The following is a 12,843-nucleotide window of genomic DNA, read 5'->3' as shown; positions in this document are numbered from 1 at the left end:
CCATGCGTCATCTGATCTCCATCGACGACCTCACCGACGCGGAGCTGCGGCGGATCGTGGACCGCGGCGCCGAGTTCTCCGTCGGGCTCGCCCGGCGGCCCGCACCGCTGGACGGCCAGGTCGTCGGCGTCTACTTCGCCAAGACCTCCACCCGCACCCGCACCGCCTTCTCCTCCGGGTCGCTGCGGCTGGGCGGCTCCCTCATCGCCTACGGGCCCGGCGACCTCCAGCTCAACACCGGCGAGACCACCGAGGACACCGGCCGGGTGCTGTCCGGGATGCTCGACGTCCTCGTCGCCCGGACCGCCGGACCCGAGGCCGAACTGCGCGGCTGGGCGCGGCAGGGGACCATGTCCGTGGTCAACGCCATGACCGCCGAGGAACACCCCACCCAGGCGCTCACCGACCTCACCACACTGGTACGCCACTTCGGCCACGTCGACGGCCTGCGCATCCTGTACGCGGGCGAGGGCAACAACACGGCGGCGGCCCTCGCGCTCGCCCTCACCCGCTTCCCCGGTGTCCACTTCGAGGTCCGCACCCCGCCCGGCTACGGCCTCGGCGAGGCGATCGCGCACCGGGCCCGCGCCCAGGCCGCCCGCACCGGCGCCACCCTGGTGGAGCGGCACGACATGGACGAGCTGACCGGCGGCTACGACGTGATCTACACGACCCGCTGGCAGACCACCGGCACCAGCAAGCCCGACCCCGACTGGCGGAACGTCTTCGCCCCGTTCCAGATCACCCCCGCCCTGTGGGAGACCAGCCCGGACGCCGTGTTCATGCACGACCTGCCCGCCCACCGGGGCGAGGAGGTCGTGGCCGAGGTACTGGACGGACCGCACAGCATCGCCTTCGCCCAGGCCACCAACAAGATGTACAGCGCGATGGCGGTACTGGAGTTCGTCCGCACCGCCGGGACCTCCCCGAAGGCCGGGGAGCCGGCGGCCGGGGCGACCTCCGTCACGGACCGCGATCTGGTGGCCGCGCGATGAAACCCGCGACCGAGTCCGTGACCGAACTGACCGACACGGCGGTGCTGCCGTGGCTCCTGGCCGAGCAACGGGACGACGCCGTGCCGGACGAGGAGCCCCGGGCGACCGAGGGGCGCGTGCCGGAGCCCGCACCGGACGGGAAGACCGCCGCGCCGCCCGTACCGCTGCGGCGCAACCGTGACTACCGCCTACTCTGGGGCGGCGCCGGCCTCTCGCTGCTCGCCGGGCGCGCGACCGCCGTCGCGTATCCGCTCGCCGTCCTGTGGGCGACCAGGTCGCCCAGCGACGCCGGGCTGGTCGGGACCGCGCTGCTGCTCCCGCAGCTCGTGGTGCAGCTGCCCGGCGGCGCGCTCGTCGACCGCTGGGACCGGCGGCGCATCATGCTGGTGACCGGACTCGGCCAGGCGGTGGTGGCCGGTGTGATCGCCGCGCTCCTGCTGAGCGGGCACATCTGGCTGTGGGCGCTGCTGGCCGCCGCGTTCGTCGAGGGCACCCTCGGTGTGCTGTTCCAGCTGGCCGAGCGGGCCGCCGTGCCCGCCGTGGTGCCGCCCGAGCAGATCGGCGCCGCGATGACCGGCAACGAGGCCCGTACCCGGGGGGCCGCCATCGCGGGCCAGCCGCTGGGCAGCGGACTGGTCACACTGGGCTCCGCACTGCCGTTCGTGGCGGCGGCAGCCGGTCAACTGGCAGCCGTGGTCTGCCTGTTCGGGGTACGCGCAAGGCTTCAGCAGGACCGGAAGGACGCGCCCCGGACGGCGCTCGCCGCCGAGGTCAGCGCCGGTCTCGTCTGGATGTGGCGCCAGCACTTCCTGCGGGCCGTGATGGCCGCCGTCGCCGTCTCCAACATCCTCTTCCAGGGCCTCAACCTGGCGGTGATGTCCGGCATCCAGTCGGCGGGCGGCACCGAGTTCCAGGTGGGTGTCGTGCTCTCGCTCAGCGGGGCGGGCGGCCTGGTCGGGGCGCTCAGCGGTGGCCGGTGGACCGAACGCCTGTCGATGCGCGCCCTGGTGATCGGCGGGCTGGCGGTGTGGGCGCTGCTGATGGTGCCCGTCGCCGTGCTCCGCGACCCCTACGCGCTGGGTGCGATCTTCGCGCTGAGCGGCTATGTGGGCGGTGTGTTCAACGTGGCGGGCGGCGTCCATCTCGTCCGGATCGCACCGGACAGCATGCGGGGACGGGCCAACTCCCTGGCCATGCTGGTCGGTGGCGGTGCGATGGCCGCGGGGCCGGTCGCGGCCGGGTTCGCGCTGGAGGGCCTCGGCCCGACCCGGACGGTCCTCGGACTCAGCCTCGCGATGGCTCTGACGGCCCTCGCCGCGCTGATCTCCCCGGCCCTGCGCCGGGGCCCGTTCGCGGCGGCCGACTGACCGGACGCCCGGTGGATCGCGCAGACGAAGGGAGGGGGTCATCGCAGCCGCGGTGACCCCCTCCTCCGTCCGCGCCGCGAGCGTCAGCCCCCGGGTACGTCACGCCTGTCGCGCGACGCCGTCGCGAGCACCACGGCGACGGCCACCGAGACCGCGCCGACGAGCCAGGCGGCGGTGGTGAGCGTGAGCCGGTCGGGTTCGAGCAGCGGCTGTCCCCGCTCCGCCTGCCAGAGCAGCAGGGCGGTGAGCCCGGCATGGCCGGCGCCGCCGACGACGATCAGGGCCGTACGCGTACCCTCGCCCCGCAGCAGCGGCAGCCGTCCCGCGAGCATCCCGAGGCCCAGGGCGGCGAGCGGCAGCAGCTGCAGCGCGTGCAGACCCACGAAGTGCGCCACCCGCAGATCCCCGCCACCGGTCGCCCAGTCGGTCAGCGGCAGGCCGGCACCACCGTCCAGTACCCCGACGCTGTGCGCGCCGAGCGTGGAGGGATGTTCCCCGGCGTCCATGGCCCGCTGCTGCGCGGCCGTGGGGGTGGTCATCAGATAGCCGATCGACATGCCCGCCAGGGAGACGAACAGTCCGATCGGGATGGCCCAGGCCAGCGGCCGGTCCACCTTGCGCTGCCACAGGAGGAAGATCCCGAGCAGCAGCGTCATCGTCCAGCCGATGTAGGCCGCGCCGCCCATCGCCTTGACCAGCACGTCATTGAGCGTGGACGACACATTGAAGTGGCTGCGTTCGCCCCGCACGGCCTGGAACGTGATGACCGATATCTCCGGGACGATGAACAGCACCACGGTGACGGTGCCGAGTCTGCGCAAGGTGCGCTGCCAGCGCTCCGTCCGGCCGATCATCCACGCCAGGGTGATCGTGTACAGGCCGAAGGAGACCGCGAACTTCAGGGGTTTGAGCCACACCCCCTCACCCAGCACGGTGCGTCCGTCGAGGAGCAGGCCGCCCGTGGCTGTCACCGCGAGCAGTGCCATGGCCCCCGCGCACCAGGCGAGGGGGCCGTGTAATCGGGGGAGGCCCCCGTTGTCGTCGGTGTCCTTCTGCCGGACCCGGGCGCTTGTGAGCGTGACCACAGTGACTCCTTCACTGGTGGGGACAGTGACCGGTACTGGCCGCTTGCATGGCCGAAAAACGATGTAGTGATTCGTACATCTGTTTCCGGAAGAACGTAATCCGTTGCCATATCGTCCCGGCATCGCGGCGGCTTCGGCACCGCTCCTCACCCCTGTGACCAGGCAATACGCCCGGCCGGCGCGGTTATAGGACGCACATAGTCCGGGCCGCGAGAGTCGTTCCATCACCGAAGTCCTCCGCACCGCCCACTGACGAAGGAGATTCACCGATGCCGCAGAACACCATGGACCGCCGGGGCGTCCTCAGGGCCGCCGCCGGCATCGCCGGGGCGGCGGCCGCGGTGACGGTGGCCGGCGCTCTGCCGGCGGCCGCACACGGCCGGTCCCGCAGCGAGTTCCCCGAGGTCCCGGGCATGGTCGGCGACCGTCGCGCCAACGAGTTCTGGTACGAGTACGACGAGCGCTTCTACTTCAACCCGACGCCCGAACTCGTCGAGGCCGTCGATGTCATCGTCAAGCCGTTCGGCGACTTCACCAAGGTCGACTCGGCCTGGGCCGCCACCCGCTCCGGCGGACGTTACCCGCGCAGCTACCTGGAGCTCATCCGCCCCAACCGCGACGCCTTCGCGCTGCTCTCCGACGCCCAGCGCGATGTCTACCGCGAGTTCTACGGGCACGACCCGGAGGGACTGGTCCGCGCCTTCCAGGACTTCGGCCAGGGCGTCCTGTTCGACCCGCGTCGCTCGGCCGGCAACAAGGTCCACATGATGAACTTCACGCCCCCGGACTTCACCCACGCCTACCACCGCTGGCACCCCTTCCTGGCCGGCTTCCGGCTCCTGGACATCGACGTGAAGTGGTGGACGCACATCAACCGGCTCGCGGGCGTCGCCTGGGAGCTCCAGGCCATCGGCCAGCCGGCCATCGACGCGAACGACAACAAGCGCCTGCCCCGGCGGACCGTGCACGGTGTCACCCACAAGTGGCTGCACCGCAACACGGACCAGCTCGACCAGGCCTTCGACACCTTCCCGTACCCGGCTGACCTGGGCAAGTTCTAGGAGGCCACCGCACGCGGTGCCGTCCATCCACAGGGCGTGCCCGCACACGCCCCAGGACCGCACCTCACTCCCCGTACGACTCAGGAGGCACAGCCCACCATGCGAGCCACGACCGGAACTTCACCCCGCATCGGCGTCTGGATGATCGGCGCACGAGGCTCGGTCGCCACGGCCGCGACCGTCGGCGCCACCGCGATCGCCGCGGGCAGTGCCTCCTCCGACGGATGTGTCACGGACCTTCCCCCGTTCCGTGACGCATCGCTCCCGGCCCTCGCCGACCTCGTGTTCGGCGGGCACGACATCGTGTCCGTCCCACTGACGGCGAGGGCCGGGCAACTCGCCCGGGCGGGCGTCCTGCCCGCCACCCTCCTGGACGGCGTGCGCGGCGCACTGGAGGCCGCGGACCGCGAGATCCGCGACGGCTCGCAGCGGCCCGGCGAGCCCCAGGCCGAGGCCGCCGCGCGCTTCGCGGCGGACATCGTCTCCTTCCGCGAACGGCACGCCCTGGAACAGGTCGTCGTCGTCAACGTCTCCTCCACCGAACCGCTGCCCGACCCCGACCCGGCCTTCCTCGACCTCACGGAGCTCGACGAGGTCCTGGCCACCGGCACCGACCTGCTGCCGCCCAGCTCCCTGTACGCGTACGCCGCCTTCCGCGCCGGCTGCGCCTACGTCAACTTCACCCCGTCCGCGGGCGCTTCGCTGCCCGCCCTGGAGCAGCTCGCCCGCGCCTGCGGCGTCCCGCACGCCGGGCGCGACGGCAAGACCGGCGAGACCCTCGTCAAGAGCGCGCTCGCCCCGATGTTCACGCAGCGCGCCCTGCGCCTGCGCTCCTGGTCCGGCACCAACCTGCTCGGCGGCGGCGACGGCGCCACCCTCCAGGACCCCGAGGCCGCCCGCAGCAAGACCGAGTCCAAGCAGCGCAGCCTGGAGGAGACCGTCGGCCACCCCGTCCAGGGCCAGGTCCACATCGACAACGTCCCCGAGATGGGGGAGTGGAAGACCGCCTGGGACCACATCTCCTTCGAGGGCTTCCTCGGCGTCCGGATGTCCATGCAGTTCACCTGGCAGGGCTGCGACTCCGCCCTCGCCGCCCCGCTCGTCCTCGACCTCGTACGGCTGGCCGCCCACGGCCGCCGCCGCGGCGAATCCGGGGCGCTCACCGCACTCGGCTTCTTCTTCAAGGACCCGGCCGGCTCCCGCGAGCACAACCTCACCCTCCAGTACGAGGCCCTGACCGCCTGGGCGAACGCCCCGGTCCCGGCCGTGACGGGCACCCCGCGATGAACACCACCCTGCGCACCTACGCGGAACTGGTCCGGGCCCCGGCCGCGATCACGGTCCCCGGCGACGTCCTCGCCGGGGCGCTCGCGGCGGGCCGCCCCGGCATCCGCCGCACCACCGGCCTCGCCGCGTCCTCCGTCGCCCTGTACTGGGCGGGCATGGCCCTCAACGACTGGGCGGACCGCGCCGAGGACGCCATGGAACGCCCCGAACGCCCCATCCCGTCCGGCCGCCTCACCCCGCGCGCCGCCCTCGCCACAGCCGTCGGCCTCACCGGCGCGGGCCTCGGCCTCGCCGCCCTCGCCGGCGGCCGCCGCACCCTGCTGCGCCGCACCCTGCCGCTGGCCGCCGCCGTCTGGGCGTACGACCTCGGCCTCAAGTCGACCCCGCTCGGCCCGGCCGCCATGGCCGCCGCCCGTGCCCTGGACGTCCTGCACGGCACCGGCCCCGGACGAGCAGCCGCCGCCCTCCCGGCAGCCACCGCGGTCGCCGCACACACCTTCGCGGTGACCCGCCTCAGCCGCCACGAGGTCGACGGCGCGCCCACGAGCGAGCCGAAGCTGTCCCTGGCGACGACGACCGCGATCACCGGTGCGGGCGCGGCCCGGCTGCTGGCCGTCGCGGGTCCTCGGGCCACGACCGCGGCCGCCGCCCTCAGTGACCGGCCGGGCACCCAACAGCCCACCCCCGCACGGCTGTTCACCGCCGCGGTGGACGGCGCCCACCTCGGCGGCCCCGCCGCCGGGTCCGTGGCCGCGCTGCTCGCCGCCGCCGGGGCACCGGACGCCCCCGCCGCCCGCAAGCCCGTCGACGCCCTGGTCACCGGAGCGGCCCTCGCCACCTACGCGGGCACCTGCGCCCGCGCCCAGGCCGCCGTCGTCCGCGACCCCTCCGCCCCGCGCGTCCGCGCCGCCGTCGGCGCGGGCATCCACGCCCTGCTGCCCCTCCAGGCCACCCTGGTGGCCCGCGCCGGAGCACCCCTGCTCGCCCTGCCGCTCGTCGCCGCCCTGCCCCTGGTGGGCCGGCTCGCCCGGAAGGTGTCCTCGACATGAACCCCCGCCCGGACGCCCCGCCCCACGGACTCCGCTTCGCGTACGGCACGAACGGCTTCGCCGACCACCGGCTGCCCGACGCGCTGCGCGTCCTGGCCGACCTCGGCTACCAGGGCGTCTCCCTCACCCTGGACCACCAGCATCTCGACCCCTACGCCCACGACCTGACCCGGCGGATCGCCGAGACCCGGCGCGCCCTGGAGGCCACCGGCCTCGCCGTCGTCGTCGAGACCGGCGCCCGCTACCTCCTCGACCCCTGGCGCAAGCACCGCCCCACCCTGCTCTCCGCCGAGCCCGAGGGCCGTGAGCTGCGCCTCGGGCTGCTGCGCCGCGCCATCGGCATCGGCGCCGAACTCGGCGCCGGGGCCGTCCACTTCTGGAGCGGCCCCCCGGACCCCGGCACCACTCCGGAACAGGCCTGGCAGCGGCTCGTCGACGGCTGCGCCGAGACCGTCGCGCACGCCGACGCCACCGGGATCGACCTCGCCTTCGAACCCGAGCCCGGCATGCTCGTCGCCGACCTCGCCGGCTATCGCAGGCTCCACCGCGAGCTCGGCCTCCCCGACCGCTTCCGCCTCACCCTCGACATCGGTCACTGCCGGTGCCTGGAACCCCACAGCGTCACCCGTTGCATCGAACTGGCGTCCGACCGCCTCGCCCACGTCCAGATCGAGGACATGCGCCGCGGCGTCCACGAGCACCTGCCGTTCGGCGAGGGCGAGATCGACTTCCCGCCGGTACTGCATGCCCTCGGCGCCGCCGGGTACCGGGGACTGGTCTCCGTGGAACTGCCCCGGCACAGCCACGCGGCAACCGCGACCGCCCGCCACAGCATCGAATTCCTGCGCACCGCAGCCCTGTCGAAGGAGGCCGAACCGGTATGACAGCACCGACGATCACGGCGGCACCGACCACCGTGCACCACACCCTCACCCTGCGCGCCCTCACCGAGGGGCTGGGCTCGGCCCTCGGCCACGAGCACCGCGCCCGTCTCGCCCAGGACCTCGCGGCCGTCGCCGAACAGGGCCCGGCCGCCCTCGACAGCCGCTTCCCCGCCGCCGGCCGCGTCTACGGCCGGGGCAGGCTGCCCGGCTGGGCGGGCTGGAGCGTCGAGGACGGCGTACGCACCAGGCTCCTCACCCAACTGCCGTCCGAAGTGCCGGAGTTGGCGCAGGAGGTCACGGAGCGCTACCACAACGGCGACGCGGCGGAGCGGCGCGGTGTCCTGTGCGCCCTGCCCTTCCTGCCCCTCGGACCGCACGCCGTCCACCTCACCGACGACGCGCTGCGCACCAACGACAACCGGCTCATCGCCGCCGCGCTCGGCCCCTACGCGCGGGCCCACCTCGACCAGTACCGCTGGCGCCAGGCCGTCCTCAAGTGCCTCTTCACCGGGATCCCGCTGGCCAAGGTGGCCGGACTGCACGAACGCCGGGACGCCGAGCTGGCCCGGATGGCCGTCGGCTTCGCGACCGAGCGCCGCGCGGCCGGTCGCACCGTACCCGCCGACCTGTGGCTGGTCGCCACCCACGACAGCTGAGCACCGCATCCGGCCCGCAACGGAGCCGGACCACACACCCCGACGGAGATCGGCCATGCGTATATTCGACCCGCACATCCACATGACGTCCCGGACCACCGACGACTACCGGGCCATGTACGACGCAGGTGTACGCGCCCTGGTGGAACCGGCTTTCTGGCTCGGCCAGCCACGCACCCACCCGGCCAGCTTCGCCGACTACTTCGACGCCCTGCTCGGCTGGGAGCCCTACCGCGCCGCCCAGTTCGGCATCCGGCACCACTGCACCATCGGACTGAACCCGAAGGAGGCCAACGACCCGCGCTGCACCCCCGTGCTCGACCTGCTGCCGCGCTACCTCGCCAAGGACTCCGTCGTAGCGGTCGGGGAGATCGGCTACGACACCATGACCGAAGCCGAGGAGCACGCGTTCGCCGCACAGCTCGACCTCGCGGTCGAGTTCGGGCTGCCCGCACTGGTCCACACCCCGCACCGCGACAAGGCCGGCGGCACCGCCCGCTCGCTGGCCGTCATCGAGGAGTCCGGCATCGAACCCGGCCACGTCGTCCTCGACCACCTCAACGAGGTCACCGTCACCGAGGTGATCGGAACCGGCTGCTGGATGGGGTTCTCCATATATCCGGACACCAAGATGACCCCGCGGCGGATGGTCGACATCCTCAAAAAGTACGGAACGGAGCACATGCTCGTGAACTCGGCGGCGGACTGGGGACACAGCGATCCCCTGCTCACGAGGATCACCGCGGAAGCCATGCTCGAAGCCGGTTTCGACGAGGATGATGTCGACCGCGTCATGTGGCGCAACCCGCTCACGTTCTACGGGCAGTCGGGCAGGCTTGACCTGGACGGTTACAACGATGTACAGGCCGCGGGGCTGTACGCCGGAAATTCGATCGCCCGCGGCGGCAGTTGAGGTCGATACATCATGCGTCTGCACCACTCGGACTCCACCACCATCCACCTCGCCTACTGCACCAACGTGCATCCGGCGGAGACCCTCGACGGGATCACGGCCCAGCTCACCGATCACGCGGAACAGGTACGCCAGCACCTCGGCACCGACCTCGTGGGCCTCGGTCTCTGGCTCCCCGCCGACGTGGCCCACCACCTCGCCGACCACCCCGCCGACACCGCCGCGCTGCGCCGGGCCCTGACCACCCGGGGCCTGGAGACCGTCACCCTCAACGGCTTCCCCTACCGCGGCTTCCATACCCCCGTCGTCAAACGCGGCGTGTACTTCCCCGACTGGTCCGAGCCGTCCCGCCTGACCTACACCCTCAACCTCGCCAAGGTGCTCGCCGGACTGCTGCCCGAGGACGCCGCCCGCGGCTCCATATCCACCCTGCCGCTGGCCTGGCGCACCCCCTGGACCGGCGTGCAGCGCTCCACCGCCGCCCAGCACCTCGACGACCTGGCCGCCGGACTCAAGCAGATCGAGGCCGAGACCGGCCGCACCATCCGCGTCGGCCTGGAACCCGAGCCCGGCTGCGTCGCCGAGACCACCGCCCAGGCCGCCCGCGCCATCGCGGGCGCCGACCACGACTGGATCGGCCTGTGCCTGGACGCCTGCCACCTCGCCGTCCAGCACGAGGACCCGAGAAGCGCCGTCGCCGCCCTCGTCGCCGAAGGCGTGCCCATCGTCAAGCTCCAGGCGTCCTCCGCCCTCGTCGCCGACACACCCGCCGACACCGAGTCCCGCGAGGCGCTGCGCCCCTTCGCGGAACCCCGCTTCCTGCACCAGGTCCGCGAACAGGGGCCCGACGGCACCCTGCACGGCTCCGACGACCTCGCCCCCGCCCTCGCGGGCGCCCTGCCCGGCGACGCGCCCTGGCGCATCCACTACCACGTACCCCTGCACGACCAGCCCGAGCCGCCGCTGCGCAACACCAGCGACTCCCTCCAGGAGACCCTGCGGGCGACGCTCGGCGGGGAGCGCGCCCTCACCGACCACATCGAGGTCGAGACGTACACCTGGGACGTGCTGCCGGCCGGGCTCCGGCCCACCGGAGCGGCCGGCATCGCCGCCGGAATCGCCACCGAACTCGAATGGACGCACGGCGAGTTGGTCCGTCTCGGCCTCACCGAGCACGGGGGAGCCACACCATGACCGGCCACCAGGTCGCGGTCCTGTGCACCGTCGGCCTCACCCCCCGCCTCCTCGGCGAGATGCCGCACGTCGCGGCCATCGGCCAGGAGGGCTTCGCCGCCCGCCTCGACACCGTCTTCCCCGCGGTCACCGCCACCGTCCAGGCCACCCTCACCACCGGCCTGCTGCCCCGCGACCACGGGGCCGTCGCCAACGGCTGGTACCACCGCGACCACGGCGAGGTCATGATGTGGCGCCAGCACAACGCCCTCGTCGGGGGCGAGAAGGTGTGGCAGGCCGCCCGGAAACAGGACCCCGGCCACACCACCGCGTACCTGTGCTGGTGGTGGGCCATGGGCGCGGACGTCGACACCGTACTGACGCCGCGACCCGTCTACCACTACGACGGCCGCAAGTCCCCCGACTGCTACACCAAACCCGCCGGGCTGCGCGACGAACTCACCGCCCGCCAGGGTGAGTTCCCCATCTTCAACTACTGGGGGCCGACCGCCTCCATCGCCTCCACCCGATGGATCGCCGGCGCCGCCCGCCACGTCGTCGACACCCGCCGCCCCGACCTGTCGTTCATCTACGTGCCCCACCTCGACTACGACCTCCAGCGGTACGGCCCCGACAGCCCCCAGGCCGTGCGTGCCGCCCGCGAGGCCGACGCCGCGCTCGCCCCGCTCCTCGGCGACCTGCGCGACCGCGGCACTACCGTCGTCGCCCTCAGCGAGTACGGCATCAGCCCCGTCTCCCGGCCCGTCGACATCAACCGCGCACTGCGCCGCGAGGGACTCCTCTCCGTCTACAGCCAGCGCGGCATGGAGTACCTGGACCCCTGTACCTCCCGCGCGTTCGCCGTGGCCGACCACCAGGCCGCCCATGTGTACGTCGCCGACCCCGCCGACATACCGCGCGTCCGCGACGTCCTGAAGCACACCGAGGGCGTCGACGAGATCTGGGACCGCACCGAACAGGCCACGTACGGCATCGACCACCCCAACGCGGGCGAGCTGGTCGCCGTCGCCGAACCGGACGCCTGGTTCACGTACTACTACTGGCTCGACGACACCCGCGCCCCGGACTTCGCGCGCGGCGTCGAGATCCACCGCAAGCCGGGCTACGACCCGGCCGAGCTCTTCTTCGACCCCGCCGACAAGGCGGTGAAGGCGAAGGCAGCACTCACCCTGTTGCGCAAGAAGGCCGGGATGCGCGCACCGCTCACCGTGGTGCCGCTCGACCCGGCCCATGTCAGAGGCAGCCACGGACGGCTGCCCCAGGACCACCGGGACGGGCCGCTGCTGCTGTGCTCCGACCCGGGGCAGGAACGGGACCGCTACCACGCCACCGAGGTGAAGGACTTGCTCCTGCGCCTCAACGGACTGGCCTGAGACCGGCCGTATCGAAAGGATCGAGAGGAGGCCAGATGACACCTCGGCGGAACACCGCGATCAGCGAGGTGCGCATACCCCGCCCGGCGCTCGAAGCGGTCGGCCGGATGCGGGAGTCGGGAGAGATCCACGTGTGGTGGTGGCCGCTCGGCGCACGGACCGACCCGGCGGACTACGCCGTCCTGGACGAGGTGGAGCGGGGCCGGGCCCAGCGCTTCCACGCCGAGGCGGACGCCGCCGCGTTCACCGCGACCCGGGCCGCCGCCCGGCGGGCCGTGGCCGGGCTGCTCGGTGTGGAACCGGGGGAGGTCGGCTTCGGCCGGCGGATCTGCCCCGGCTGCGGCGACCGGGAGCACGGCCCGCCGGCCGTCTCCGACCCGCCGGTCCCGCTCGCGGTCAGCCTGTCCCGCACGGCGGGGGCCGGAGCCCTCGCGGTGCGGGCGGGCAACTGGGTGGGCGTCGACGTGGAGGCCCTCCGGCCGGTCGAACCGGCCGGCCTGGCCGAGGTGGTCCTCACCGCCTCGGAGGGGGCGTACGTCCTCGGTCTGCCGCCGGGACCGGCCAGGGACGCCGCCTTCCACCGGGCCTGGACCCGCAAGGAGGCGGTGGTCAAGGCCGTCGGCCTCGGCCTGCTGGGCATGCCGCTCAACACGCTGGACGTCGCTCCGGCGCAGGACGGTCCCGTGCGGGTGGTGCACCGCTACCGTGGTGTGGAAACGCACTGGCAGGTGACGGACGTCGGCATCGGCGACCGCTGGGCGGCCTCCGTGGCCCGCCCGGAGGCCGGCCTCCTGGGCCCGGTCCACACCCACGCCCCGGCGTGAGGTCGGGCTTCGCGCCGCAAGATCTTTTTCTTGCGGCGCGAAGTCATGCCCGGACCCGGAGCGCTCCCCACCCCCTGGGGTCCCGAAGGCCCCACCGAACACAACACACTCACACCGAAATCCACTTCCTGATGCCGCGCATCACCGCGAGGATT

General features: G+C 73.1%; 12 protein-coding genes. 11 read left to right on the top strand and 1 reads right to left on the bottom strand.

The annotated features are described in order from the left end of the window. Window positions 1-2 precede the first annotated feature (2 nt). Together OHA19_RS43215 and OHA19_RS43210 are read left to right on the top strand one after the other, a co-directional pair. Window positions 3-995, top strand: coding sequence for an ornithine carbamoyltransferase (locus tag OHA19_RS43215; RefSeq protein WP_331749231.1), 993 nt, complete (start codon window positions 3-5; stop codon window positions 993-995). Then, window positions 992-2,362 carry an MFS transporter gene (locus tag OHA19_RS43210; protein ID WP_331749233.1) on the top strand — a complete coding sequence of 457 codons (1,371 nt, stop codon included), beginning with the start codon at window positions 992-994 and terminating at the stop codon, window positions 2,360-2,362. Before OHA19_RS43215 ends, OHA19_RS43210 begins: the two co-directional genes overlap by 4 nt. An 83-nt stretch (window positions 2,363-2,445) precedes the next feature. Here the strand turns inward: OHA19_RS43210 and OHA19_RS43205 are convergent, their stop codons facing one another. Next, on the bottom strand, window positions 2,446-3,447 hold the full coding sequence (locus tag OHA19_RS43205; RefSeq protein ID WP_331749235.1) for a hypothetical protein: 1,002 nt from the start codon (window positions 3,445-3,447) through the stop codon (window positions 2,446-2,448). A 269-nt stretch (window positions 3,448-3,716) separates the two neighbouring features. Between OHA19_RS43205 and OHA19_RS43200 the strand changes: the two genes are divergently transcribed. The 9 genes from OHA19_RS43200 to OHA19_RS43160 all read left to right on the top strand — a co-directional run bounded on the left by OHA19_RS43200 (window position 3,717) and on the right by OHA19_RS43160 (window position 12,688). Continuing rightward, a complete protein-coding gene (locus OHA19_RS43200) occupies window positions 3,717-4,508 on the top strand; it encodes a Tat pathway signal sequence domain protein (RefSeq protein WP_331749237.1) in 792 nt (263 codons plus the stop codon). A gap of 99 nt (window positions 4,509-4,607) precedes the next feature. Continuing rightward, a complete protein-coding gene (locus OHA19_RS43195) occupies window positions 4,608-5,795 on the top strand; it encodes an inositol-3-phosphate synthase (RefSeq protein WP_331754563.1) in 1,188 nt (395 codons plus the stop codon). Continuing rightward, on the top strand, window positions 5,792-6,844 hold the full coding sequence (locus tag OHA19_RS43190) for an SCO3242 family prenyltransferase (RefSeq protein ID WP_331754561.1): 1,053 nt from the start codon (window positions 5,792-5,794) through the stop codon (window positions 6,842-6,844). Before OHA19_RS43195 ends, OHA19_RS43190 begins: the two co-directional genes overlap by 4 nt. Continuing rightward, window positions 6,841-7,728, top strand: coding sequence for a sugar phosphate isomerase/epimerase family protein (locus OHA19_RS43185; RefSeq protein WP_331754559.1), 888 nt, complete (start codon window positions 6,841-6,843; stop codon window positions 7,726-7,728). Before OHA19_RS43190 ends, OHA19_RS43185 begins: the two co-directional genes overlap by 4 nt. Then, the gene (locus OHA19_RS43180) at window positions 7,725-8,384 is read left to right on the top strand and encodes an EboA domain-containing protein (protein ID WP_331749246.1); all 660 of its coding nucleotides are present in this window, start codon (window positions 7,725-7,727) and stop codon (window positions 8,382-8,384) included. Before OHA19_RS43185 ends, OHA19_RS43180 begins: the two co-directional genes overlap by 4 nt. 55 nt (window positions 8,385-8,439) lie before the next feature. Then, on the top strand, window positions 8,440-9,297 hold the full coding sequence (locus OHA19_RS43175; protein WP_331749248.1) for a TatD family hydrolase: 858 nt from the start codon (window positions 8,440-8,442) through the stop codon (window positions 9,295-9,297). 12 nt (window positions 9,298-9,309) lie between these two features. Beyond that, a complete protein-coding gene (gene eboE / locus OHA19_RS43170) occupies window positions 9,310-10,491 on the top strand; it encodes a metabolite traffic protein EboE (RefSeq protein ID WP_331749250.1) in 1,182 nt (393 codons plus the stop codon). After that, on the top strand, window positions 10,488-11,864 hold the full coding sequence (locus OHA19_RS43165; RefSeq protein ID WP_331754557.1) for a nucleotide pyrophosphatase/phosphodiesterase family protein: 1,377 nt from the start codon (window positions 10,488-10,490) through the stop codon (window positions 11,862-11,864). The genes eboE and OHA19_RS43165 overlap by 4 nt, the downstream gene beginning before the upstream one ends. A gap of 35 nt (window positions 11,865-11,899) precedes the next feature. Further along, a complete protein-coding gene (locus OHA19_RS43160; RefSeq protein ID WP_331749252.1) occupies window positions 11,900-12,688 on the top strand; it encodes a 4'-phosphopantetheinyl transferase superfamily protein in 789 nt (262 codons plus the stop codon). The last annotated feature ends 155 nt before the right edge of the window (window positions 12,689-12,843 follow it).

It is taken from the genome of Streptomyces sp. NBC_00012, assembly GCF_045040875.1.
In the GTDB taxonomy this organism is placed as follows: Bacteria; Actinomycetota; Actinomycetes; order Streptomycetales; family Streptomycetaceae; genus Streptomyces.
This window is presented reverse-complemented; position numbering and strand designations above follow the sequence as displayed.

Bases quoted from the DNA above. Each gene is read 5' to 3' on its own strand.
- OHA19_RS43195 (WP_331754563.1), top strand. From the start codon at position 4,608: ATGCGAGCCACGACCGGAACTTCACCCCGCATCGGCGTCTGGATGATC.
- OHA19_RS43175 (WP_331749248.1), top strand. From the start codon at position 8,440: ATGCGTATATTCGACCCGCACATCCACATGACGTCCCGGACCACCGAC.
- OHA19_RS43185 (WP_331754559.1), top strand. From the start codon at position 6,841: ATGAACCCCCGCCCGGACGCCCCGCCCCACGGACTCCGCTTCGCGTAC.
- OHA19_RS43200 (WP_331749237.1), top strand. From the start codon at position 3,717: ATGCCGCAGAACACCATGGACCGCCGGGGCGTCCTCAGGGCCGCCGCC.
- OHA19_RS43180 (WP_331749246.1), top strand. From the start codon at position 7,725: ATGACAGCACCGACGATCACGGCGGCACCGACCACCGTGCACCACACC.
- OHA19_RS43190 (WP_331754561.1), top strand. From the start codon at position 5,792: ATGAACACCACCCTGCGCACCTACGCGGAACTGGTCCGGGCCCCGGCC.
- OHA19_RS43210 (WP_331749233.1), top strand. From the start codon at position 992: ATGAAACCCGCGACCGAGTCCGTGACCGAACTGACCGACACGGCGGTG.
- OHA19_RS43215 (WP_331749231.1), top strand. From the start codon at position 3: ATGCGTCATCTGATCTCCATCGACGACCTCACCGACGCGGAGCTGCGG.
- eboE (WP_331749250.1), top strand. From the start codon at position 9,310: ATGCGTCTGCACCACTCGGACTCCACCACCATCCACCTCGCCTACTGC.
- OHA19_RS43160 (WP_331749252.1), top strand. From the start codon at position 11,900: ATGACACCTCGGCGGAACACCGCGATCAGCGAGGTGCGCATACCCCGC.
- OHA19_RS43165 (WP_331754557.1), top strand. From the start codon at position 10,488: ATGACCGGCCACCAGGTCGCGGTCCTGTGCACCGTCGGCCTCACCCCC.